Source organism: Gilvimarinus agarilyticus, assembly GCF_000832015.1.
In the GTDB taxonomy this organism is placed as follows: domain Bacteria; phylum Pseudomonadota; class Gammaproteobacteria; order Pseudomonadales; family Cellvibrionaceae; genus Gilvimarinus; species Gilvimarinus agarilyticus.
Window position 1 is genome coordinate 1,102,683 of the sequence record NZ_JXCJ01000001.1, and the last position, 24,023, is coordinate 1,126,705.

20 protein-coding genes and 1 riboswitch are annotated in these 24,023 nt (G+C 54.2%); of the genes, 7 read left to right on the forward strand and 13 right to left on the reverse strand.

All coding sequences use genetic code 11. From position 1 onward, the window contains the following. Positions 1-57: 57 nt before the first annotated feature. Entirely contained in the window at positions 58-948 is an 891-nt protein-coding gene (locus tag SD69_RS04805) for a LytTR family DNA-binding domain-containing protein (RefSeq protein WP_041522312.1), read from the reverse strand. Positions 949-1,261: 313 nt separating this feature from the next. Here SD69_RS04805 and SD69_RS04810 point away from each other — a divergent pair, with 313 nt between their 5' ends. Next, the gene (locus SD69_RS04810) at positions 1,262-3,607 is read left to right on the forward strand and encodes a TonB-dependent receptor (RefSeq protein ID WP_052480898.1); all 2,346 of its coding nucleotides are present in this window, start codon (positions 1,262-1,264) and stop codon (positions 3,605-3,607) included. Positions 3,608-3,687: 80 nt separating this feature from the next. Here the strand turns inward: SD69_RS04810 and uca are convergent, their stop codons facing one another. The 6 genes from uca to SD69_RS04840 all read right to left on the reverse strand — a co-directional run bounded on the left by uca (position 3,688) and on the right by SD69_RS04840 (position 11,514). Then, positions 3,688-7,317 carry an urea carboxylase gene (gene uca, locus SD69_RS04815; RefSeq protein ID WP_041522314.1) on the reverse strand — a complete coding sequence of 1,210 codons (3,630 nt, stop codon included), beginning with the start codon at positions 7,315-7,317 and terminating at the stop codon, positions 3,688-3,690. A gap of 100 nt (positions 7,318-7,417) precedes the next feature. Continuing rightward, on the reverse strand, positions 7,418-8,059 hold the full coding sequence (locus SD69_RS04820; RefSeq protein ID WP_041522315.1) for an urea amidolyase associated protein UAAP2: 642 nt from the start codon (positions 8,057-8,059) through the stop codon (positions 7,418-7,420). Between the two features lie 11 nt (positions 8,060-8,070). Beyond that, positions 8,071-8,793 (reverse strand): urea amidolyase associated protein UAAP1, encoded by a 723-nt coding sequence (locus tag SD69_RS04825; RefSeq protein ID WP_041522316.1) that lies wholly within the window; start codon positions 8,791-8,793, stop codon positions 8,071-8,073. Beyond that, entirely contained in the window at positions 8,790-9,608 is an 819-nt protein-coding gene (locus tag SD69_RS04830) for an ABC transporter ATP-binding protein (protein ID WP_232301153.1), read from the reverse strand. The genes SD69_RS04825 and SD69_RS04830 overlap by 4 nt, the downstream gene beginning before the upstream one ends. Further along, the gene (locus tag SD69_RS04835) at positions 9,605-10,426 is read right to left on the reverse strand and encodes an ABC transporter permease (RefSeq protein ID WP_041522317.1); all 822 of its coding nucleotides are present in this window, start codon (positions 10,424-10,426) and stop codon (positions 9,605-9,607) included. The genes SD69_RS04830 and SD69_RS04835 overlap by 4 nt, the downstream gene beginning before the upstream one ends. 47 nt (positions 10,427-10,473) lie before the next feature. After that, complete coding sequence (locus tag SD69_RS04840; RefSeq protein ID WP_041522318.1) at positions 10,474-11,514, reverse strand: putative urea ABC transporter substrate-binding protein; 1,041 nt, start codon at positions 11,512-11,514, stop codon at positions 10,474-10,476. Positions 11,515-11,572: 58 nt separating this feature from the next. Continuing rightward, a riboswitch (guanidine-I (ykkC/yxkD leader) is annotated at positions 11,573-11,684 on the reverse strand. Positions 11,685-12,126: 442 nt separating this feature from the next. Here SD69_RS04840 and SD69_RS04845 point away from each other — a divergent pair. Together SD69_RS04845 and SD69_RS04850 are read left to right on the forward strand one after the other, a co-directional pair. Then, positions 12,127-14,469 (forward strand): DUF1631 family protein, encoded by a 2,343-nt coding sequence (locus SD69_RS04845; protein WP_198144055.1) that lies wholly within the window; start codon positions 12,127-12,129, stop codon positions 14,467-14,469. A gap of 3 nt (positions 14,470-14,472) precedes the next feature. Continuing rightward, on the forward strand, positions 14,473-14,835 hold the full coding sequence (locus tag SD69_RS04850) for a PilZ domain-containing protein (protein WP_041522320.1): 363 nt from the start codon (positions 14,473-14,475) through the stop codon (positions 14,833-14,835). A 38-nt stretch (positions 14,836-14,873) separates the two neighbouring features. Here SD69_RS04850 and hemL read toward each other — a convergent pair whose 3' ends face one another. From hemL to hemJ, 4 genes are all read right to left on the reverse strand, one after another. After that, positions 14,874-16,154: a glutamate-1-semialdehyde 2,1-aminomutase gene (gene hemL, locus SD69_RS04855; protein ID WP_041522321.1), complete on the reverse strand. Its 1,281-nt coding sequence runs from the start codon at positions 16,152-16,154 to the stop codon at positions 14,874-14,876. Next, on the reverse strand, positions 16,151-16,840 hold the full coding sequence (thiE, locus tag SD69_RS04860; RefSeq protein WP_052480899.1) for a thiamine phosphate synthase: 690 nt from the start codon (positions 16,838-16,840) through the stop codon (positions 16,151-16,153). The genes hemL and thiE overlap by 4 nt, the downstream gene beginning before the upstream one ends. A 63-nt stretch (positions 16,841-16,903) precedes the next feature. After that, complete coding sequence (gene thiD, locus SD69_RS04865; RefSeq protein ID WP_041522322.1) at positions 16,904-17,743, reverse strand: bifunctional hydroxymethylpyrimidine kinase/phosphomethylpyrimidine kinase; 840 nt, start codon at positions 17,741-17,743, stop codon at positions 16,904-16,906. A gap of 76 nt (positions 17,744-17,819) precedes the next feature. Then, positions 17,820-18,242, reverse strand: coding sequence for a protoporphyrinogen oxidase HemJ (hemJ, locus tag SD69_RS04870; protein ID WP_041522323.1), 423 nt, complete (start codon positions 18,240-18,242; stop codon positions 17,820-17,822). 172 nt (positions 18,243-18,414) lie between these two features. Here hemJ and argC point away from each other — a divergent pair, with 172 nt between their 5' ends. From argC to erpA, 4 genes are all read left to right on the forward strand, one after another. Then, positions 18,415-19,461, forward strand: a complete 1,047-nt coding sequence (gene argC, locus SD69_RS04875; protein ID WP_041522324.1) for an N-acetyl-gamma-glutamyl-phosphate reductase — start codon at positions 18,415-18,417, stop codon at positions 19,459-19,461. Between the two features lie 30 nt (positions 19,462-19,491). After that, complete coding sequence (locus SD69_RS04880; protein ID WP_052480900.1) at positions 19,492-20,232, forward strand: DUF6776 family protein; 741 nt, start codon at positions 19,492-19,494, stop codon at positions 20,230-20,232. Positions 20,233-20,268: 36 nt separating this feature from the next. Beyond that, positions 20,269-20,679: a bactofilin family protein gene (locus tag SD69_RS04885; RefSeq protein WP_041522325.1), complete on the forward strand. Its 411-nt coding sequence runs from the start codon at positions 20,269-20,271 to the stop codon at positions 20,677-20,679. A gap of 82 nt (positions 20,680-20,761) precedes the next feature. After that, positions 20,762-21,115: an iron-sulfur cluster insertion protein ErpA gene (gene erpA / locus SD69_RS04890; protein WP_041522326.1), complete on the forward strand. Its 354-nt coding sequence runs from the start codon at positions 20,762-20,764 to the stop codon at positions 21,113-21,115. 20 nt (positions 21,116-21,135) lie between these two features. On the opposite strand, the gene SD69_RS04895 is transcribed toward erpA, so the two are convergent. Together SD69_RS04895 and SD69_RS04900 are read right to left on the reverse strand one after the other, a co-directional pair. Then, complete coding sequence (locus tag SD69_RS04895; protein WP_052480901.1) at positions 21,136-22,281, reverse strand: anhydro-N-acetylmuramic acid kinase; 1,146 nt, start codon at positions 22,279-22,281, stop codon at positions 21,136-21,138. Between the two features lie 94 nt (positions 22,282-22,375). Then, positions 22,376-23,845 (reverse strand): peptidoglycan DD-metalloendopeptidase family protein, encoded by a 1,470-nt coding sequence (locus SD69_RS04900; protein ID WP_157471615.1) that lies wholly within the window; start codon positions 23,843-23,845, stop codon positions 22,376-22,378. Positions 23,846-24,023 lie beyond the last annotated feature (178 nt).

A 24,023-nucleotide genomic window follows, 5' to 3' on the forward strand; every position in this document is an offset into this window, starting at 1 on the left:
TTTGTATTTCCCCGCCGCTATTCCATTCGTTTTTAATCCGCTCGTTGTTTTATTGGGTTAACCTGCCAGTTTAATGTCACGGGGTTTGTGTTTGGTGACTAAGGTGCCGAAGCAGGCTTTGGCCAGTTTACGGTTGTTGCGGCTTACGGGTACCCGCTGGCCGTTACTCATAATGCAGCAGGCGTCTTTGCCGGTTACGGCTAGGCGCTCGACGTGGGCTTTGGCCACCCAGTGAGAGCGGTGCACCTGTAGGCCGTCATCGTCAAAAGCCTCGGCGTAATATTTAAGGCTGCCGAGAATCATGGTTTTACCCAACGTTGTGTAGACATTGAGGTAGTGTAAATCTGATGAGATGAGAATAAGGTCCCGCCCCAAAATTTCGGGCAGGGCCGCAAAAAATTCATCGCGGCGAGCTTGCCGTTCATTGTTTAGCGTCTCATCGTTGGGGGGATCTTCCGGCGGTGTCGGTGGTGTGTTGAGTGTGGGCTTATTCAGCAATAGCGGTAAGTTGACTAAGCTCCAACCTGCCAGCACCAGCGGTAGCACCTGAAAAAACTCGCTAATCACGGCGTGCCAAGGGCCTTTCAAGGCGTATCGATCCCAGAAACTGTCGGGTGGGTCGGGCGGTATAAGTGAAGGTAATAACGCCTCAATGGCAAGATACGGCGCAGTGGCAATGGCGGCGCCTAATACACCGGTGGTTAGTAGTAACAACCACAGCGGCCAGCGCGCTGGGTGGGCGCGGCGTATGAGTAAGCTGACCAGTAGTATGGCGCACAGAGCGATACCAATATGCAGTATCCAAAAACACAACCGCGCAAGCAGCCCCAGGCCTTGAGAAGCCTCGGGCTCGACGATAGTAAACAGTAAACTCAGCAGCGCGCACACGCCTAACAAACTGGTGCGAATGGGGGCGACGCCTAATATAGTCCGGTCTATCACATGCATCGGCGGTTAAGTCCTTTTGCCTGATTTGTGCCTCTATTTTGGCAAATAACCCCGCAATTGTAAGGTTAATTTCATAAACGGTTGTTTTATTTCATCGGTGGTGGCGCGGTCAGCGGCTATCTCCTACTGTACTAATGGCCGTGTGTAAGCGGTTATTCGTCAGTGCTGCATAATTATCACCATTAATGCAGCGAGTAAGAACCGGGCGAGTCCCACTCCCGTATAGTCCGTCAGGTCATCCATTCTGGGTTTAAGGATAATACTCACTATGAACATTGGTACGTTTCGTCCCCTTTGGGTAGCAGGACTCTTTATGACCGCGGTAGTCCCCGCGGTGGCGGCCGACTTACTGGTCGAGGTTCAGAATCAAACCACGCTGCGCAGCTTAGCAAAAGCCCGGGTGGTGGTAACCGACCGGGCTGGACGCCAGCTTGAGGCTGAAAGTAGCCCTCAGGGCCGCGCTCGCTTTAGCGACTTGCCGCCGGGTTTATACGAGGTGCTGATTACCCAACCGAGTTACAACAGTGTGCGGCTGCCGAGTGTGCGTGTGGTGGAAGATAAAACCACACCGATTAATGTCGCGTTGTTGGCGGCCCCCAGTGGTGTGGAGGAGGTGCTGATTTTAGGTAGCAGTAGCCAGGGGCAATGGCTGAGTTCGGCCGGGGCGACAGAGCTCGATCGCGAGGCGCTGCGCAGCTCGGCCGGTAGTGGCGGGGATGTGCTGCGCGCGCTGGATGGTTTGCCTGGGTTGTTCTCCGATGGTGAATACTCCAGCTTTACCGTGCGAGGTAACGGCCCGCGTGATAACCAAATATTGGTGGATGGCGTACCCTTTGATAGCGTGGTGCACTTTAGCGACAATTTTGGCGAGCTAGAGGACGTAGAGGGCGGCGGGCGCTACAGCGTGTTTGCGCCTAATACCATTGGCAAAGCGGACTTTCAGCCCGGAGGCTGGTCGGCTGCTTACGGTGGGCGAGCCGGCTCTTTGTTGCAGCTAGAGGTGGCCGAGGGTAACCCCGAGACACCCTCGTACAGTGCCCGGATCGATATAGCCGGGCTCGAGGTGGGCTACGATGGGCCGACGGGGGTACTGGATAACACCAGCATGCTGTTTTCGGCGCGGCAACTTAATTTTGGCCGGCTGTTTGAAATGGTGGGGCTGGACGACGTGGGTGAGCCCGAGCTTACCGATATCATTTTAAAAACCACCACCGAGTTTGACAGCGGTGATACGTTTAATTTTCTGGCGATTTACGCCCCGGAAGAATACACCCGCGACATTAACCATGTGCTGGCCTCGGACGAAGACGAGCCGGGTAATTTTGAAGATGTTGGGCTGGTTTCTCAATCGGCGGACAACACTTTAGTGTCACTTAGCTGGACGCACTTATTGGGTGAGAGCGCCGACTTAACCAACCGTTTGTACTATCGCCATTACGGTGAAGACTCGCAAAGCGGTGAGGCCTATCCGGATTTAGTCTCACTGGATACGCCGGCGTCTGATGTGCCGCAGCGCTTTCCTATTATTACCTCAAAACGCGATGAATCTGAAATCGGATGGCGGCTGGACTTTGGCTATGACAATGTCCTGGGGCGCTTCAATGCCGGGCTGCGAGTATTGCAGCTGGACTTAGACCTTGGGTTGGCACTGGACGATGACTGGATTCGCTACGAGTACGATCAATCTGATTATCGCCCTTCGCCCGAGCAAAAGTATATTGTGTTAACGCCCGAGTCTCTCGATTCCAGCTATTCCGATAAATCCGTGCAGTACGCAGGCTACCTTGAGCAAAACATGGCGATGGGGCCGGTGGATATGCGTGCCGGGCTACGTTTTGATGCTGACGAGCTGACCGGCCACGATGCCGTTTCGCCGCGCTTAGGTGCATCCTGGCCCTTGGGCGAGTCTGTTACCTTAACGGCGACAGCTGGCCGTTACTTACAGGCCCCGCGCATCGATGAGCTGGCGATTGACTCGGCCAACACGGACCTCGATTTTGAAAAAATTGATCAGCTAACCGTGGGCATGAGCTACCGCTACAGCGATAACATCGAGATTTTTATTGAGCCTTACTATCAATCTATTAGTGATCGAATCGTTCAGCTCGATGGAGTCAATCAAACTTACGGCAATACTGGCGAGGGCACCTCGTTTGGGGTAGATACGGCGATAACCCGCTACTTTGCTAATGGCTGGTCGGCCAGTGCCACGTATTCGTACAACGACGCCGTTTATAAAGACTCGGCACAAGGCGAAGAATACGATGCCGATTACAATCGCCCTCACGCGTTTAGTTTGGGTGGCGTGTGGGAGATCAACCAACGCTGGAAAGTTTCCAGCCGGGTGAAATGGGCCTCGGGCCCGCCGTTTGGTGATTTTATTGTCAACGATAACGTATTGGGTGACGGTGAACCACTGCGCTACAGCAAAGAGACTATTAGCAATAATACCGAGCGCTACGGCAGCTACAGCTCGGTTAATGTTCGAATCGATTACCGCCGCGACTTAGGTCCGATGGATGTGATTGCTTTTGTCGACATCATCAATTTATTGGGGGCCGAAAACCCCAACAACAGCGAGTTTAACGAGCGCACCGGCGAAGATGCCCCCGAGGAGGGCTCGATGTTGCCACTGCTAGGGTTGCGGTTTGAGTGGTAAGGCGTGTTGCGCCCCCGAGATGACGGCGAGTAATCATGTGCCGTCACCTCGGGTTGCCAAGTGGTGTTAAGGTGCGGGGCTTATTCTGTTAACACCACTAATGTTTGCCCAGGTTTAACACCGCCACCGGGCTTTTTAAGCAACTGTTTGACTTGACCGGCGACAGGGGCGGTGATGTTGATCTCCATTTTCATGGATTCCAGTATCAGTAACGTTTGCCCCGCCTCTACAGTATCGCCTACCTCGACGTTTAATTGCCAAACGCTACCCGATACTGAGCTGTCGACTGGTGTGTCGCCCTCACCGAGGTCGAGTTCGTCTTCGCTATCGGTCTGCTCCATAGGGGTGAAGTTAAATTGCCCATCGCGGTGCCAGCGGGCCAATTCGTCATCAAACGCTTGTTGCCGTGTAGCGTTAAAGCGCTCGATCTCGACGCTGTCGGCGGCGATATTTGCCTCGTAATCGGCCAGGCTAAACTCGGTGTGTTCGATGGTCAGCGGGTATTGCCCACGGGGAAAATCTTGGCGAATTTGTTTTAGCTCATCACTGCTTACAGGGTAAAACTTGACCTGATCAAAAAAGCGCAGCAGCCAGGGCTGTTCAAACTCTTTGGTGGTTCGGTAGCGGTTCCACATTTGCAATGTGCGGCCCACAAACTGATAACCGCCGGGGCCTTCCATACCGTATACGCACATATAGGCGCCGCCGATACCCACAGAATTTTCGGCTGTCCAGGTGCGCGCCGGGTTGTATTTGGTGGTCACCAAACGGTGGCGTGGGTCCATGGGGGTGGCTACTGGTGCGCCAAGGTAAACATCGCCTAAGCCCATCACCAGATAGGATGCCTCAAAGACGATTTTTTTCACATCATCGATGCTATCCAGTCCATTAATACGACGGATAAATTCTAAATTCGAGGGGCACCAGGGCGCGCCGGGGCGTACGCTTTGTTGGTATTTTTCGATTGCCAGTTGGCAGGCTTCGTCATCCCACGATAACGGAATATGCACGATGCGCGAGGGAACACTTAGGTTGGCAATTTGCGTCGCCAAGTAGCGCTCGCCTTGTTGCAAATGCGCCAATAGAGATTCCAGCGATAAGGCTTGGCTGTCGTAATGAATTTGCAGCGAGCGAATACCCGGCGTGAGCTCACGCATGCCTTGCAAAGGATTTTCTTGCAGCCATTGCATTAAAGCGTGGGCACGAAAGCGCAGTTTAATGTCTAGCTGCAGCGGGCCGTACTCGACCAACAAGAAGTGATCACCGGCGGCGCGATAGCAAATGTCTTCGCCGACCTCGTCAGCGCTTAGCTCGCCAACAATGGGTGAGGGCAGGGCGTCGGTGCTCACCTTGTCCTCAAAGGCTAAAGGAAGAACCTCAAGCGAGTTAATGGTGTTTTGTTGCCAGCGCTCTATATCAACGGCCTGTGCCACGGTAACCGGTACAAATCGAATGGTGTCGCCGGCGCGTAATTGCCCCAGCTTCCAGTGGTCGGCGGTGATAACCGTGGCAGGGCAGACAAAGCCGCCGAGCGAGGGACCGTCGGGGCCTAGAATCACGGGCATGTCGCCGGTAAAGTCGACGGTACCAAAAGCGTAGGCGTTGTCGTGAATGTTGGACGGGTGCATGCCTGCCTCACCGCCGGTGGTGCGGGCCCATTCGGGTTTGGGGCCATTCAGGCGCACACCGGTACGGCTGGAGTTATAGTGCACTTCCCAATCGGTGGAAAAAAATGTTTCGATATCGCTGGGGGTAAAAAATTCAGGTGCGCCGTGGGGGCCGTAAATAACGCGCAACTCCCACTGGTTGCTAATGCTGGGTTTAAGGGCATCGGGCAAGCTATTGGCTGCGCTATTGTTTGTTGGGTTGGCGCTAGCGTGGCATTTTAAAACATCGCCGGCTAATAACGCGCGACCGTTGTGGCCGCCAAATTGGCCGAGTGTAAACGTGGATTTTGAACCTAGGTAATCTGGGCAATCGATACCACCTGCAACCGCCAGATAGGCGCGTGCACCTTGTTCGCTAACCCGGCCAAGGTGTAGCGTTTGTCCGGCCGATACCGTAAACGGCTGCCAGTTTGGTACGGCATTGCCATCGAGCTTGGCGTCGATCTCGGCACCGGTTAATACGCACCGGGTATCAAATCCGAATTGGAGTGTTGGCCCCTGTACGGTAATTTCAAGCGCGGCGGCATCGGCGGCATTATCGAGTAAGCGGTTGGCGATCCGGAAACTGTAGTTGTCGAACGGGCCCGAGGGCGGTACACCAATGTCCCAGTAGCCGCTGCGGCCGGGAAAGTCCTGGATTGTGGTTTGCGTGCCGCCACTTAAAATATCAATGCGTGCCTCAGAGAATGCACGTTCATTTAGGTAGCGTGTGGTAATTTCACCCTTAATAAAAATCGGTTCGCGCAACAGCTCCGTGACATAGTCTTTGTTAGTTTGAATACCGTACAGTGAGCTGCCTAACAGACTGGCTTCGAGCAAGTCTACGGCTTGATCCCGGTTGCTGGATTTAGCGATAACTTTGGCCAGCATTGGGTCAAAGTAGGGTGAAATCTCTAAACCGGATTCGATCCAGTGGTCGATACGCAGTACGTCGTCTGCTTTGCGAAAGGTCTCAGGCCATTTAACCTCACTTAATAACCCCGCACAGGGCTGAAAGTTTTTTACCGGATCTTCGGCATACAGCCGTACTTGGATGGCGTGCCCTTGGGGGATAAGGGTGCTGTGCTCTTGAGCAAGGTCCGCTAGCTGGCCGGCGGCCAGACGAATCATCCAGCTGACCAAGTCAGCACCCCATACCTCTTCGGTGACGCCGTGCTCTACTTGAAGGCGCGTGTTTACCTCTAGAAAGTAAAACTTTTCATCCTGCGCATCGTAAATATACTCAACGGTTCCGGCACCACGGTATTGTACGGCGGCTAATAGATGTGCGGCGGTTTGGTGCATTTGTTCACGCACAACTTGTGGCAGGTTGGGGGCGGGGCACTCTTCAATGACTTTTTGATTGCGTCGCTGGCTCGAGCAGTCGCGCTCACCCAGGGCTACGGCGTGGCCTTTACCGTCACCAAAAACCTGTACTTCAATATGACGTGCCTGACCGATAAATTTTTCTAGAAATACGCGGTCATCTGAGAAGTTATTAGCCCCGAGTTGGCGAACTGCGTCAAAGCTTTCGCGCAGCTCGGATTCACTGTTGCACAGCTTCATGCCAATGCCGCCGCCGCCAGCGCTGCTTTTAAGCATAACCGGGTAGCCGATCCCGTCGGCCTGTGCGCAGGCCTCGTCCAAACTTAGTAGCAAGTCGGTGCCTGGTACCAGCGGCACCTGATTTTGTTCGGCAATTTCGCGGGCGCTGTGCTTTAAGCCGAATACTTCCATCTGCTCAGGGGTAGGGCCGATAAAGGCAATCCCTGCCGCTTCGCACTTGGCGACAAAGCCTGGGTTCTCACTTAAAAAACCGTAGCCGGGGTGAATGGCTTGCGCCCCCGTTTTTACGGCGATGGCAATAATTTGCTCTTGATCGAGATAGGTTTGGCTCGCGCTACCTTCACCTAAACTGTAGGATTCGTCCGCGTGGCTAACATGCAAGCTGCCGGCATCGGCCTCAGAGTAAACCGCAACGGATTGGATGTTCATTTGTTTTAAGGTGCGGATAATACGTACGGCAATGGCACCGCGATTGGCAATCAGTACTTTGCTAAACATGAGCTTCTCCCGCGGGTCGTCCCGGGCTGTGCGGTTGGGTAGAGGTCGTCCTCTACGGCACGTCAAATTAAAAATGTGTGTGACTAAGGTGCGGCAATCACTAATCCCAGATAATCATTTCTACCGGTGTCGGGTTGTAGCCGTTACACGGGTTGTTAAGCTGCGGGCAGTTGGACATCAGTACCAATACATCCATTGTCGCTTGCATCTCGACGTACTTGCCGGCACCCGAGATGCCATCGGCAAAGGTTAAACCGCCGTCGGCGGTGACGGGCACATTCATAAAAAAGTTAATGTTATGGGTAATATCCCGTTTGCTTAAGCCGAATTCCGGGTGCTCGGCAATGGCCAACATCCAGCTATCGCGGCAAGCGTGCATGCAGCGCTTTTCTAAGTCGTAGCGTACGGTATTGCTCTCGGTGGCACAGGCTCCGCCCAGTGTGTCGTGTCGGCCACAGGTGTCGGCGGTAATTTCCAGCATCGGGTTGCCGAGGTTAGAGCGCAGTACGCTGCCGGCGCTTAGGTACACTTGAGCTTGCTCGCGAATGGTGTCCATGGCGCTGTAACGCTCCGATGGGTCGGCGGCGTTAAAAAACAATGTGTCGGCGGCTTGGTTGCCTTCGATGTCTAAGATGCGTAATGTTTGGCCGCGCTTTAGCGGGGCTAAGTAGTAATCACCGGCGCCAATTACGTGCCGAGCGCTGGCGTTACTGACGTCTAGTTTACTGGCTACAATAGTCATGGTCTCTCCTGTTAGACGCCGATGTGGTAGAGCGCGTTATTGGCAAATCCGCGCGTGTTTTCGGGGCGAGCGTTTAGGCATAAATCGTCATCGCTTATGGCCTCGGCCTCACCCAGTTCAATTTGGATGGGCGCTCGTGGGTATTCGTCTGAGCTGTCTAGTGGGTGAGGGCAGCTGTGCATCAATACCAGCGTGTCCATCTCAAAGCGCAGTGTGGTGCTAGCGTTTTCACTTTTAGCGCCCTGATCAAGAGCGAGTGCACCGTTATCGTCGGTGTAAGCCTTGCTAAAAAAGTTAATGTTAGCGGCCATGTCGGCGCGGCCCAGCCCGTATTTGGCAAGCTCCACTAAAAATGCGTCAAAGCCATTTTGCTTCCAGTCGTTGCGCTCGGCTTGATAGTCCCGTGCTCCCCAGCGCTGGGCAATATGTTGCGCATTACTATTGCCGCACACGGTGTCGTGCCAGCCAAAAGTGTCCTCGGTAATTGAGGCGAAAATACGCCCCATATCAGAGTACAAACAGTGGCCCGCCGTTAGCTTAAAGGTGTGCTGGCACTTTAGGGTGTCGGGTGCGTTGTAGCGCTCGAGTAAGTTGCGCGGGTTGTAAAATAGCATAGCTACATTGCCGTTTCCGGTGAGATCGGTTAAGCGCAGCGCACTGCCGCGGCGCACTTCGAGTGACCAGTGGCTGGCGCCCGGTAATGTGGTGGTGTAGTCAATAGTTTTTAAGGTCATGGTGTTTCTCCGCTTGCGCTGGCTACCTCGTTGGTGTCGGCCGGGTTAAGGGATTGTTGTATTTGGTTGAAGGTGTCGTGGGGCATATCGCCTACGGGTAAGTCGTAGGTTATCCGTGCGCCATAGGCGTTGGGCGCTTGCGGGTCGTGGCGTACTTTGTCGAATACCCACAGGCGCGTACCCAGATAAAAGCCTTCGGTTAAGTCGTGAGTGACCATAAAAATGGTGAGCTGATGCTCGCGCCACAAATCCAGAATAAGCGCGTGCATGTCGGCGCGAATGCCTGGGTCAAGGGCGCCAAACGGTTCATCCAGTAGCAGGATGCGCGGCTTACGAATTAATGCTTGAGCAATGGCCAGACGCTGACGCATACCGCCCGACAGCTCGTGTGGATATTTATTGGCGGCCGGGCTAAGGCCCACCCGCTCTAGCAGTTGACGGGCCTCTTCAAGCACGGCTTTTTTACGACCGCCAAATAGCTTGCCGAGCAATGGGGATTTTTCAAACTCCCTGGCGATAATAACGTTTTGCAGTACCGTTAGGTGCGGAAACACTGAGTATTGCTGAAACACAATGCCGCGAGCTTGATCCGGCTCGGTGGCGATGGGTTGGTCGTCCAGCAATAGGTCTCCCCGGGTTTGTGTCTCCATGCCCAACAACATTTTTAAGAAGGTACTTTTGCCGCAGCCAGAGGTGCCAACAAGCGTGACAAACTCTCCAGCCTCGACATTTTTGTTGAGGTTCTCGAGTACGATATTGTCGCCGTAACTCTTCCAGAGGTTTTTAATTTGCAACATGGGGGGCGTGGTGCTCATGTGTTGCCTCCTGCGTGATGCCAGCGAAACAGTAGTCGGCTGCTGTTGGCCAACAGCCAGTCCACCATAAACGCCAGGAAGGTTATCCAGGCTACGTAAGGCAGAATCACGTCCATCGATAAATAACGGCGCACTAAGAAGATGCGATAACCCAGGCCGTCGGTGGAGGCGATACCCTCAGCGGCAATTAAAAACAGCCAGCCGGCGCCCAACGATAAGCGGATGGCGTTAATAAGTCGGGGCAGTAATTGCGGTATTAAAACGCGCACAAGAATGTGCCAGGTGCTGGCGCCTAGCGTTTGCGCTTTAATCAACTGCTCTTTCGGAATCTCTTGGGTGCAACGCTGAATATCCCGTGCAATAAAGGGGGCAACACCAAAAATGATTAAGGCCACTTTAGACAGCTCACCCAACCCAAATACAATAAAGAGTATGGGGAGCAGCGCCATGGGCGGCACTAGGGAAATAACCGTTAGTAGCGGGGCAAATGGCGCGTTTAGGGTAGGAAGTGCGCCTGTAAGCAAGCCGACAACAAAGCCGATAACAGCCGCGATGCCCACGCCGAGTGCCAGGCGCTGCAAGCTAGAGGCGGTGTCTTGCCAAAACAGGTACTCGCCAGTACGTTTGCTGGGCTCGAAGGCCAACCGATGCATTGCATCCCCCATTTGCGCAAAACTGGGTAACAGCTTGTCATTGGGGTTGACCTCTAGGCGTGCGTCGGACGCAATCACATAGATCAATAAAATCAAGGCAAAAGGCGCAAGGCCGAGCAGCACTTTTAATGGCCGCGATGGTGTCAGATTTACCAGACGTTTCATAAAGGTGTCCCGCTCGGGGGCAGGCGCCCCCGTGGTGTCGGTGATTATTAAAGTTTGCCGTCGGCGGCCATTTGCATGTAGGTAGTATCAAACCGCAGCTGAATGTTGCCAGAGTTGCCGTACACATCATTGGGGCCGGCGATGCCGATAAAGCCTGCGTCGGGGGCGCCTTCACCCAGCAAACCGTGGTCGAACGAGAACTCAGCGACTTTGGCCATGGTGCTCAGGAGCTCGTCGCTGTTAACCAGTGCCAAGGCATCACTTGGTTGATAAAACATTTTGGTGCTGGCTAATTGTGATTCGTAACCGGCCAGATCGGTACCAGAGGCTTTGCCCATAGCGGTACGTGCAGCGACCCCTGTGGCGTTGTCGGCACTCATGGTTTGCATAATTTCATACCAGGCGCCTACCAGTGCTTTACCCAGCTTTGGGTTGGCGGCCAGTGTGTCGGTGTTGACGACTAACAGGTCCATGATTTCGCCCGGGATTTGCGATGAGTCAAACACCTTATTAGCGTTGGGTTGCTGCAAGATTTCGTTTAAGAGTGGGTTCCAGGTCGTAACCGCATCAATAGAGCCGGAACTGTACAGGGCGACTAAGTCGGCGTCGGAGGTGTTGACTACCTGTACGTCAGCCTCGGATAAGCCGACGGTATCCAGCGCCCGGGCCAGAAGATAGTGTGATACAGATAGCTCGACCAGGTTAACCCGCTGGCCTTTAATGTCGCTGAGTGAGTCTTTGCCTTTGAGTACGACACCGTCATTGCCGTTGGAGAAGTCCCCGACAATTAACGCCGTGCTATCGATGCCGCCGGCCGCGGGTATCGTCAAGGCGTCCATGTTGGTCATGGTGCAGGCGTCAAACTCGCCGGCGGTGTATTGATTAATCGACTCGATATAGTCGTTGATTTGCACAACCTCGATGTCGATGTCGTACTTGTCTGCCCACTTATCGACGATTTTTTGCTCGGCGCCGTAGCCCCAGGGCATCCAGCCAACGTAAATGGACCAGCATACTTTAAAGGAATCGGCGGCCTGAGCTTGTGCCGAGAGTAGTAATGCCAGGGCGGCAATAGAAAGGGACTTCATACAAACCTCCGGAGGTCGTTTTGGTTACACATAACTCGCTTGGCGATCAGGCCAATAAGTCTCCCGGGCTTTTGTCCCGCCGTGTAACCTCGACAGAGTCGGAGGTCGAAAGCTCTCGGACCAGTCGCTATGCCTTTATTAACACAGCCGGAACCCTAGCTTTCTATTTTCCTAATTGTCTATGTCCTGATCACCGTTGGTTGTGTGGACATGTCGTACGAGTGATAAAGAGCAATATGGGTACCAACTGTAAAAACATAGCGCTCAGCCCTTTTCTGGCGGGCCCGTGGGGGGGAAGTGTGGGAGTGAGGTGATTTCTAAAGAGGTGTATCATGGCGCATTTATGGTGCGGTTTTGGCTGGCGAGACCCATAATGGTGCAAGTTTCGCCTATTAAAAGACTTGCTGTGACGTGGCGCACAAATGTGCGATTATTGTACGGTTAGATTATAATGTTAAAAAATGTCAACTAGCGGTGATTGAGCTGTTCACCGGATCGCGGTTCAATACGGTCGGGCGTTTTTATCCGCCAGCAGGCTGTTAGATCGTTCAAGCGGGTGAGCTAATGGATACTATGTCTATGTCTAGGGATAAAAGTGGTGGCGGAATAAATATGAATAGCCCCGACACCTCCTACGAAGTACTCTCTGAAGCTCAAATCGAGCGATGCCTTAAACTCTGCACAAACGCAGCGCAGGATTATTTAACACAGACTTTTCCAGCTTTTTGGGGCGAGTGGGTCACGTCGGTCGAAAAGCGTGAAGAACATGCGCGCTCGAATAAAGAGCAGGTGGCCCTGGCCGAAATAGGCAAACAATTACAGGCATCGGGCAATGCTTGTCTCAATCAGTATCAGAAGTACCTGAAGCAGAGCTTTTCCGATTTTTCGGCGCAGCAGCTGCATGTTGCCAGTGGGCAGGAGCGTTTTAGCCAAAATATTGGCTTATCCCTGGTGGACAATGCTGAGCTCGAAGAAACCATAGCGATTACCTCTATATCTCACCGTGCTGACGCTCAGTTTGCCGAGTCGCTTTGGACATTACACCAGCGCTTAGCTTTACTTAATGGCGGGCGTAAAATCGATGAGCGCAGTAACCCGGTTAGCCCCATTCAATTTTGCGACAGCCTGCGCCGGGTGCTTGTCGAGCTAAACTTTGATGCCCGAACCAAAGTGCTTGGTTATAAGCAGTTTGAGCAGGCGGTTATCAAGCCGATTGGCGGGCTCTACCAATCGCTCAATGAGCTGTTGGTGGCCGAGGGTATATTGCCGAATATCCGCTACAGCGCCAGTGGCAATGAAAGCGAAACCGCCCCGGAACAGAGCGCGCCTGCGGCGCCAGACGCTGAAGAATCCGCGGCCGGTGAGCCGCAGCCTGAGCGGCGCGGTCGCCGGGCAACCGATCAACTGATGGCGCCGGGTGCCAGTGATGACCCTCAGCAGTACCAGCAAGGGTTAGTCAGTGCGATTCGTTTATTGCAAACTCACTTGGGCGGTGGGGTGTCTTCGCCTGGGGCGGCTGCATCGGCAGCGCCGCAGAGTGGCGCCGCAGGTGGTTTTGCGCCTTCACATGGTACACCGAGCATTGCTGGTGCGGCGCCAAACGCCGGAGTTGGAGGGGCTTCAGCGCCGGTCGTGGGAGCTATTCAGGTACTGCAAGCGCAAATGGCTCAGTCTACCCAGAGTTTGCAACAGGCCGAGGCGGGCGACATACAGCCATTGGCGGTTGCGGCCGTATCTGAGCAACTGACGGCGGAGCTTAAAAAGCAAGGCGCCGATAGTGTATTAAACGATGATATGAACACTATCGAGCTGGTGGGGTTGGTGTTTGCTTACATTCTGAATGATGAGCAGTTACCGGACTCTGTTAAAGCTTTACTGAGTTATTTACACACACCGGTGTTGAAATTAGCGTTTATCGATAAAGATTTTTTCGATAACGTTGATCATCCTGCGCGCCTGCTGTTAAACCAAATGGCCGAGGCGGGCAGTCGCTGGGTAAGTAATGACGGTACCAGTCAGTACAATATTTTTGAAAAAATAAAAACCACTGTATTTCATGTGCTGGAGTACTTTGTTAACGATGTAAAAGTTTTTGCTGAAGCGCGGTTGGAGTTTAGCTCCTACGCGCGCAATGTGTCGCGCCGCCAAGAGTTAATGGAGAAACGCGCACTAGAAAAAGCCCGCGGCGAAGAGAAACTGCGTGAGGCAAAAATTCGCGTCAATAGCGATATATCTGCTTGTATCGATGGCAAAGCTTTACCATCGCCCATACTGTTACTTTTGCTTTTGCCCTGGTCAGATTATTTGTCCTTTATTATTTTGCGCTATGGCGCCGACTCGGACAGTTATCAGCAAGCGTTAGGCGTTGCCGGTCAGTTGTTGTGGAGTATTGAGCCTAAATCTCTGGAGGCAGATCGTTTAAAACAGATCGAGGTGCAGGGTGATTTACTGCATACCTTGCAGTCTGGGTTTGAAACGATTGGTTACGAGCAAAATAAATCGCGTAAGCTCATTGATGCAGTCAGCTCTTTACAGCGTCTGGCGCTTAAAAGTCGGCAAGTGGAACCTGCGCCCGAGACGATGCGCAATAAACTTGAGAAAATGGCAGCCGAGAAGGCCGGGCAAGTAAAGCAAGACGATCGCCCTGTGACGCCAGAAGAGGCCCAGTTGATCGAGAAGTTAAAGCTGATCGAGTTTGGTACCTGGCTGGAAAACGACAAAGGGCAGCGTATTAAAGTGGCGTGGTACAACCACAAAACGATGCACTATATGTTGGTAGATCAGCAGGGACGCAAGGTCTCTATGACTTCGGCGAAGCACTTGGCGCGCGAGATGATCGCAGGTAAGCTGCGTGTGATTGCCGGTAGTGCCAAGCCGTTTTTCGAGCGCGCCCTGGAAAATATTTATCACAGCCTCAATGCCCGTGCGTCGGGTGAGCTGTTGCAAAGCGAGTAATTTATGGCAGACCCACTATCTCCCGATGCCGATGGCCGCACTACAGCGCGTAGCTCGGTCGCCCAAAGTATCGACGTGTATGATAATACTCGTGACGCCTACCTGGGGCGCATCGTTAACCTGCACAGTCAGGGGTTGATGGTGATTGGCGATCAGCCATTTGAAGAAGATTGCCTGTATCGGCTGGACTTGCACTTGTCGGAGCCTGTGAATGAGCGCAATAGCATCCAGCTAGGTGTGGATTGCCTATGGGCGAGAAACGCTGAAGATAACGGCAAGCACTGGGCCGGGTTTAGTATTATTGATGCCTCGCCCCAGGCGCTGGCCGATATTGAAGCTTTGACGGCCAGCGGGGGCGAGCAGTAGCGCTAACAGCGCGAGTTATTGTTTGTTTATTGCTGAGCTTATAACGTCGCGAACACGTCGGCGGCTTTACTGATGGTGGCGTCAATGTCGGCATCGGTGTGGGCCCCTGAGACAAAACCCGCTTCATAAGAGGCGGGAGCCAAATACACTCCACGTTCTAACATGCCATGAAAAAAGCGATTAAAACGCTCCGTGTCGCACGCCATTACTTGGCGATAATTCTCAACGGTTTCTTCTTCGGTAAAAAAGCAGCCAAACATACTGCCCGCGTGATTGGTGGTTAATGCGATGCCCGCCTCGCTTGCCGCTTGCTTTAAGCCTTTTACCAGTCGCTCTGTTTTGGCGAATAATTTGGGGTAGAAGTCGCTCTCACCCAGCTGCGTTAAGGTAGCAATGCCCGCCGCCATGGCCACCGGATTACCCGATAGTGTGCCGGCTTGATACACCGGGCCGCTTGGGGCGATGTGATCCATTATCTCGCGCTTACCGCCAAAGGCACCCACGGGCATACCGCCACCGATGACTTTGCCGAGCGTGGTTATGTCGGGGGTGATGTTGTAGCGCCCCTGTGCGCCACTGGGACTGACCCGGAACCCCGTCATAACTTCGTCGAAAATTAGCAGGCTTTGATGCTCATCGCACACATCGCGTAAACACTCCAGAAACCCCTCAACGGGGGGGATGCAGTTCATGTTGCCGGCCACCGGCTCGACGATCACGCACGCAATTTTGTCGCCTTGCTCGGCAAAAAACTCGCGTACCTGGGCGATGTCATTGTAGTTAAGCGTTACCGTATGGGCGGCCAATACTTTGGGTACGCCGGGTGAGCTGGGTACGCCCAGTGTGAGTGCGCCGGAGCCTGCTTTAATGAGGAGTGAGTCGCTGTGGCCGTGATAGCAGCCCTCAAATTTAACGATGGTGTCGCGCCCGGTGTAGGCACGCGCGAGGCGGATAGCGCTCATGGTGGCTTCGGTACCGGAGTTAACAAAGCGCACCTGATCCATGGTGGGTACTCGCTGGCACACTAACTCCGCCAGAGTGGTTTCGGCCTCGGTTGGTGCGCCGAAGGTAAGCCCGCTTTGGACGGCCGTCATAACGGCGTCGATAACCTTGGGGTGGTTGTGCCCCAGAATCATAGGGCCCCAGGATTGCACATAGTCAATGTAGCGTTTGTCATCGACATCGGTAATGTAGGCGCCGCTGGCGCTTTTAAAAAATATTGGCGTACCACCCACTGCTTTAAAAGCGCGCACCGGTGAATTAACGCCGCCGGGTATCCATTGGTTGGCTTGTTGGAAAAGGGTTTCTGAACGAGTCATGGCTCAGTGGCTCCTGATGGGGTGAAGGATACTGAAACCCGAGGGGGTACAGTGGCTACTATTGAGTGAAAGGTGTGGGCAAATTCCCGTGGGTTTGCACTGTGAAACGCATCGTGACAAATGGCCGTGTAATCAGCGCCAGCTTGCAGCACTTGCCCGGCATTGTGCAAACCAATACCGCCAATGGCTACCGTGGGTAATGTTGGCCACCGCTCGCGTGCGGCACTCAGAATATCAAGCGTGGCTGGTTTGGCGCCGGGTTTCGTATGCGAGTTAAAAAAGCGGCCAAAAGCCAAATAACTAGCGCCGTTATTAGCGGCAGTCTGGGCGAGGGTTAAACTCGCGTGACAGGTAATGCCGATAATGACGTCTTCACCTAATTTCTGCCGGGCATCAAGTAGCTGAGTATCCGATTGCCCCAGGTGAACACCCTGGGCGCCGCATTGCCGGGCCAGTTGCACGTCATCATTAATAATAAGGGCGGCGCCGTATTGTTGGCACAACTGCGCCAGTTGCCGGGCTTCGCGTTGGCGGCGTGCGTGGTCGGTGCTTTTGTCGCGGTACTGCAGTAGTTGGCAGCCACCGTCGAGCAGCGCATCGACGACCTGATAAAGCTTTTTCTCTCGAAACTGCGCGCTATCGGTAATGGCGTACAAAGGGTGAGTGATGTGGCTAGGGTTTGTCATGGGCGCAGTTTACTGGGGCGGTTAGCGCATCGCAAAATGTTTTTGATGGTTAGGGCGTCGTACTTAATGCAGGCGGCCCTGAATTTTCCCGTTGCGATCGGCCCAGTAAAGGCGATTGGGAATGCTGTGGCCCATGCCCAGCCGGCGGCTCGCTTTAAGGCATTGCCAGGTGTACTGCTGACCCTGCTCTAGCGCATCGCTTAGCAGTAAACCGTGAGCAAGATAGGTGCAAATACTGGCGGATAGCGTCGCACCACTGCCGTGACTGAATACGCTGAGTCGCGGCCAGCAAAATGAGCGCATCGGTTGCCGGGGCAGATACAGGCGGTTTTCATAATCGTTGGCTGTGCGTCGGGCACCGGTAATTAATACCGCGGAGCAGCCCAGGGTTAAAATCTCCTGGCCACAGGCATCGACTGTGTCTGCTTGGCGAGACAGTTGATGTGCCTCGACGATGTCGGGGGTGGCCACGTCAGCCAGTGGCAGCAGCAGAGACTTCATGGCGTCGACAAGGTGCTCGGCGTCGTCAAAGTGATCGGCCGAGGCGTTGGCGATCGAGAGCGAGGCAACCGGGTCGAGCACCACCGGTAAGTCGTGGTAGTCGCGTAAAATACTGTGCACGGCCTCAATTTGCTCCACCTGGCAAAAGTACCCAAGCTTTATCGCCGCGACGGGCATATCTTCTAAAATGGCGCGGGTTTGTTCGATTAACAAATTGGCGGGCGTTGGTTGTAAGTCTACCATCTGGCGGGTGTCGCGAGCGCAAAGGGCCGTCACCACGGCGCAGCAATGAGCGCCTAAGCTCACGGCCGTTTCTATATCGGCTTGGATGCCGGTACTGCCACTCGGGTCATGACTCGACAGCGAGAGCACAACCGGAGTGCGATCACTAAACTCTGACATGGTTGCCACCTTGCAAAGCGAAAACGTGTCATGAGTCTAGCACAAGCGTTTACGGGTAAAGGTGCGCAAGCGCAGACTAAAAAGGTTTTACCACGACCAAAATCACAATAGCGATCAATGCGAGCACTGGCAGCTCGTTAAACACCCGAAAATAGCGATCGCTGCGGGTGTTGGCGTCGCGGGCAAATCGCTTCACATGGGCGCCGCACATATGGTGGTAACCCACTAACACAATGACCAGAGCGAGCTTGCACCAAAACCAATAAGTGACCTTGATTAGCTCCCACTGATAATGCACCAGTGCGCCGCCCAACACGAGGGTGGCAAGCATCGCCGGAGTCGCGATGGCGCGGTACAGTTTGCGCTCCATGACCTTAAAGCGCTCGTTGCTGGTGTTGTCGTCACTCATGGCGTGATAGACAAACAGTCGCGGCAGATAAAAGAGGGCGGCAAACCAGCAGATAACCGCGATTATGTGAAACGCTTTGATCCAGAGCATCTGAGTTCCTGGGGCTGACGAAAGCCACCATTATGACAGCCTGTGTGCGTTTGCGCAGCGTCCACGCCTGCGGCTGGCAATTTAACCGGCGGCCTCTTATGATAGAGGCCTTTTGTACAGTGGCTTTGGGCGCAGTTACGCGCTGTGAGCGGAGTAAATAGAGGGGCTGAGTGTGATTAAAGTAGGAATTGTCGGCGGTACGGGTTATACCGGCGTTGAGCTGTTACGGATTTTGTCCAAGCATCCGGAGGCCGAGGTGGCCGTTATTACCTCGCGTGCCGAAGCGGGCATTCCGGTGGCGGATCTGTATGCCAACCTGCGTGGTCACGTCGACTTATGCTTTACTGAGCCCGATGTTGAGACACTGGGCGCTTGTGACGTGGTATTTTTTGCCACGCCTCACGGTGTGGCGCAAAACCTTATGCCTGCGCTGCTGGCCACGGGCACCCGGGTTATCGACTTGTCGGCCGACTTTCGTATTCGTGACCCAGAACTTTGGGCTCATTGGTACAACCAGGCCCACGGTTGCCCGGAGCTGATCGGCGAGGCCGTTTACGGCATGCCAGAGGTGCAGCGCGAGGCGATTAAACAGGCGCGTTTAGTGGCGTGCCCCGGCTGTTACCCAACGGCGGCGCAGCTTGGTTTACTGCCACTACTTGAGAATAATCTGGTCGACAGCGAGCAGCTGATCATTAACGCTGCCAGCGGTGCCACGGGCGCGGGGCGCCAGGCAAAAGTCGACTTTTTGCTTACTGAGGCCAGCGAAAGCTTTAAGGCCTACGGCGCATCAGGCCACCGGCACTTGCCCGAAATCGAGCAGGCGTTACGGGATATGCAGCCCGCCGGCAGTGTACCGGCCAAAGTGACGTTTGTGCCACACCTGCTGCCCATGATTCGCGGTATTCATGCGACCACCTACGCCCGTGCGCTGGACGCCGATAGCCTGCCAAATTTGCAGGCACTGTACGAAGAGCGCTTTGCTGACGAGCCTTTTGTCGATGTGATGCCCGCCGGCAGCCACCCTCAAACACGCTCGGTAAGAGGCTCGAATGTGTGCCGTATTTCCGTGTTCCAGCCCCAGCAGCGCGATACAATTGTGGTTTTGTCGGTTATTGATAACCTCACTCGTGGCGCCTCTGGGCAGGCGGTGCAAAATATGAACATTATGTTTGGTTTGGCAGAAGATGCCGGGCTGGATATCGTCGCGCTGTTGCCGTAAACCAGGTGTTGTTATGAACGGGTTGTTCTTTTGAGTGCGGTAAAAGGCAGCAAACAGTATTCGATGAAGGTCGTGCCCCGGCGCCCGGGGCGAACGCTACTGCTGATCTTATTGATTGTAGTGTTGCTGGCGGCGGGTGCCGTGGGTGGCTATCTATATGGCTACTGGGTTGGTATGGGCGGCAAGCCTTTTGCTTTGGGCCAACGCGATACACTCAAGGTGCAGCTGCAAGATAGCCGCGCTGAAGCCGAGCAGTTGCGTCAGCAAGTGGCAAACTTAACACTGTCGTCGGAAGTAGATCGGCAAGCCAATAATAGTGTTCGCAAAGAGGTTATTGAGCTGCGTGAAGAGATTGCCAGCCTTGAGGCCGATATATCATTTTATCGGGGTTTAATGGCTCCGGGAGATGACTCTAAAGGCCTTAAATTAGGCGAGGTGCAACTGGTCGCGCGGGCCGAGCCCGGCCATTACAACTACAAAATTGTGGTTCAGCAGTTGGCGACTCAGCACTCGGTGATATCCGGAGAGCTCAACATTACTTTGGTGGGGCGCCGCGATGGTGAGCTAGAGAGGCTTGGCCTTTATCAAGTGTCCGATGCTGTTGATGCGGAAGACATTAAGCTGCGCTTTAAATATTTTCAGAATGTCGAGGGCGAGCTGAGCTTACCTGAGGGGTTTACGCCCGAAAAAATAGAGTTGGTTGCCCGGTCTACGGGTAAAAACGCGGCTGAAGCGAGCAAAACGTTTAATTGGCCAGAGCCCAACGAATAACAATCAAATACCTATAACCTAGGTGGAATTAACATTATGGCATTTAACAGTAATCACACTCTCATCTCTAAAGGCACCCGTATCGTCGGAGATATTTATTTTGCCGGCGACCTACAAGTTGAGGGCACCATTCAGGGGAATGTGCTGGTGGATGGTGGCGGAGATGCCAAGTTGGTCGTGGCCGAAAAAGGTGTGGTAGAAGGCGAGATCCGCGTGCCTCGCGTGGTGATCAACGGCAAGGTAGTGGGTAATGTGTTTTCTGGCAAGCATGTAGAGCTGGCCTCTAAGGCGGTGGTGGAAGGTAATGTGCACTACCAGCTTATCGAAATGGTGAAAGGCGCGCAGGTTAACGGAGCGTTAGTTTACGGCGAGCAAAGCGGCGAGCAGGCCAAAACCGGTTCCACTGGCTCTATTGATCTGGACGGCGACGAAGTTCCCGCCAGCTAACACAGTAATAGTTGACTGTTTTACTCTGGTATTGGGATAATGCCGCTTAGTACACCCTTGCCCGAGTTATTGGAGTTTTACCATGTCGACCCCTGAAGTTTTCACCCCCGCTTTGCTCTATGTTAGCCCCGGCGCCGTGGCTAAGGTAAAAAGCTTGGTCGAGGAGGAGGGGAACGACGAGCTAAAACTGCGCGTTTATGTGACGGGCGGTGGCTGCTCGGGATTTCAGTATGGCTTTACATTTGATGATGTGACCGCTGAAGACGATACCGTGGTCGAAAAAGATGGCGTTAAAGTCGTCGTTGACGCCATGAGCTACCCCTACCTAGTGGGCGCAAACGTCGACTATACCGAAGGGCTGCAGGGCGCTAAGTTTGTCATCAGCAACCCTAACGCGGCAACTACCTGCGGTTGCGGCTCGTCCTTCTCGATTTAATTTACGTTTTTTACGCCGCCTTACGCTGGGTAAACCGCGCCGAGTGGTGCTGCCCGGCGAGCGCCTGTGGCGCTTGGCAGGTTACCGGGCAAGCCTTTTAGGCGCCGCTGCGCCAGCCAGGCAAAAGCCGCCGCCTCTACCCAATCTGGGTCTATCCCTAACTCTGCCGTGCTTTCTACGCTAAACCTTGGCAGGAGGCTGGCAATGTGCTGTTTTAATAACGCATTGTGCGCACCGCCCCCGCATAGGTACAGCTCACCTCCTGCGTCTGCCTTGGGGCACTGTGTTATATGGCGGGCAATAGTCTCGGCGGTAAACAGCGCGAGCGTCGCTTGCACTTGTGCCGGCTGTAGAGTTGTAAAATTTTCTAGTTGAACGTCTAGCCATCCCAAATGGAAGTCTTCCCGGCCGGTACTTTTGGGGATGGGTAGGCTGAGGTATGGGTGCTTAAGCAGCTGTGCGAGCAACTCTGGGTTGGCTTCGGCGCTGGCGCCCCATTCGCCATTTGCATCATAAGCCAGGCCTCGATGGCGTAATATCCAGCCGTCCATCAGGTTGTTGCCGGGGCCGGTATCAAACCCAAGAGTTTGCGCCCCGGCTGCCAGCCAGCTGATGTTGCCAATTCCGCCAAGATTAACGATCGCGCGATTGTGTTGCGGGTGGGCGAATACCGCGGCGTGAAAGGCCGGCACCAGCGGGGCCCCTTGCCCTCCCTCGGCGATATCGCGCCGGCGGAAATCGGCCACGGTGGTAATGCCTGTGCGCGCGGCGATAATATTTGGGTCGCCAATTTGCCAGCTGAAAGGCTGTGGATTACTGCCCGGTGGGCGATGACGAATGGTCTGCCCGTGGCTGCCAATGGCGCTAATGCGTTGTGGGGCTAGCTGGCACTGGCTGAGTAATGTGTTTGCTGCTTCGGCAAACAGCTCCCCAAGGTGCGAGTCCATGGCGCCAGCCGCTTCTATCTCATTTGTATTTGGCCCGCTGCATAGCGCGTGAATTTGGCTTCGCAGGTGGGCGTCGAACGCTACACTGTGGTGAGCCAGCAATTGGCACTGCGACTCGTCGATAGCAAGCAGCGCGGCATCTATCCCGTCGGCGCTGGTGCCGGACATGAGCCCGATATACAGCTCGGTTTCAGGGCTGATGTCACCAAGTGTGTTCATACGGGCGCCTGTTGCGTTATTAGTAGTGTTGTTCTTGGGGCGAGTCTAGCCGCCTGTGCGGCAAGAGGCGGGCGCGCGAGCGCGCCCGAGTGTGTTAGTTGATGGTGCTGTCGCTCTGGCCCAGCGCTAAACGATTGGAGTTGTAGTGCTGCTGCAGTTGGGCAACTTTAGGCTCTGTCTGGGCACGAAACTGCGCCATCTCGGCTTTGGGCACCGATGCCGCTTTAGGCAGCTTTTGCACAATGGTGCGAGGGTTGCGGTGCACACCATCGAGCAGGAATTCGTAATGCAGGTGTGGGCCGGTGGCATAACCGGTGGCTCCCACAGTACCAATAACCTGGCGCTGCTTAACGCGCTGTCCGGTTTTTACCAGCTTTTTATGCAGGTGTAGGTATTTGGTTTGTATGTTGTTGCCATGCTGGATAAACACATAGTTGCCGTTGGGCTTTGTGTAGCCAGCGGCGACTACGCGGCCATCCCCTGAGGCCCAAACCGGCGTGCCTGTGTCGGCTGCGTAATCGGTGCCGCGGTGGGGGCGTACAGTCTTAAAGATAGGGTGCAGACGCTTGGGATTAAAGTTGCCGCTGATACGGCGAAAATCCAGCGGTGCCAGTAAAAAAGCTTTGCGCATACTCTCGCCGTCGGGGGTAAAGTAATGACTGTCACCGGCGGCATTGGTGTAGCGCACCGCCTGAAACTTGTGGCCTTGATTGGTAAACTCGGCGGCTAAAATGGCGCCGGTGCCGATTTTTTCGCCCTCAAGGAATTTCTCCTCGTAAAGCACGCTGAAGTGGTCGCCTTTGCGAATATCCAGTGCAAAGTCTACATCCCAGCCAAAAATGTTGGCCAGTTCCATAATCAGGGCGTCGTGCATGTCCACCGCCTGGCCGGCTAAAAATAGCGAGCTATTGATCGTCGCTTCTTTATAAGCCGTGCGGATTTCAGGCTGTTTAATCTCTTCTACGCTGACAAAGCCTTCTTCATTGCGCTCAAAATGGGTGCTGCTCAGGCGGTTGGTAATATGGCTGAGCTTTTGCAATTGGCCGCTGTCATCGAGATAAAACACAATCTCGTGGCCCGGCATAATGCGGGTTAACCCTTTGGCTTCTTTGCAGGTGCTGGTGAGCTCGTAAACGTGGCCGTCGTTAAGGCCGGCGCGCTTAAATAGGGTGGATAAGCTGTCGCCCGAGCGCACGGTAAAGGATTTTTGCGCCAGTGTTGGGGCGCTTTTTTGGACTGGCGCCGGCGTCGCTACTGGGCCGGTGACTAGTGGAGCCGCATCGGCGGCAGGCTGGGCAACTTCTGGCGCCTTTGTCTGAGGCACGGGTTCGGCCGGGCTTTTAGTCTGCAGGGGCTCTTCGGGGACGCGATCTAAAGCTGGGTTTGGCAGCGTTAATTTGACTGACGCGTTGTCAGGCGCGGTTTTGTTGGCGTCGTCGATACCACTGCCAGCCCATACGCCCAAAGCAAAAATCAGTGCTCCAGCGGCGGCCATATGGCCTTTAGGGAACTGTGAAAATGCCCTAAAAGCGCGAGATAGTGTATGTTTTTCAGGGGGTTGCATGAATATTCTAAACCTAAATAAAGCATCAATTGCGCTTAGTTATATCAGAAATGGCCTTTAAGATCGATCTTTTGTGATCGTTTTTTGATCTTTTGGCGGCTGTTTTTATCGCTGGATGGTTAGTCTGTGACCGAGCTAAAAAGTTGCACGAATAGCGCTCGGGGTTTGTTTTTGTGAC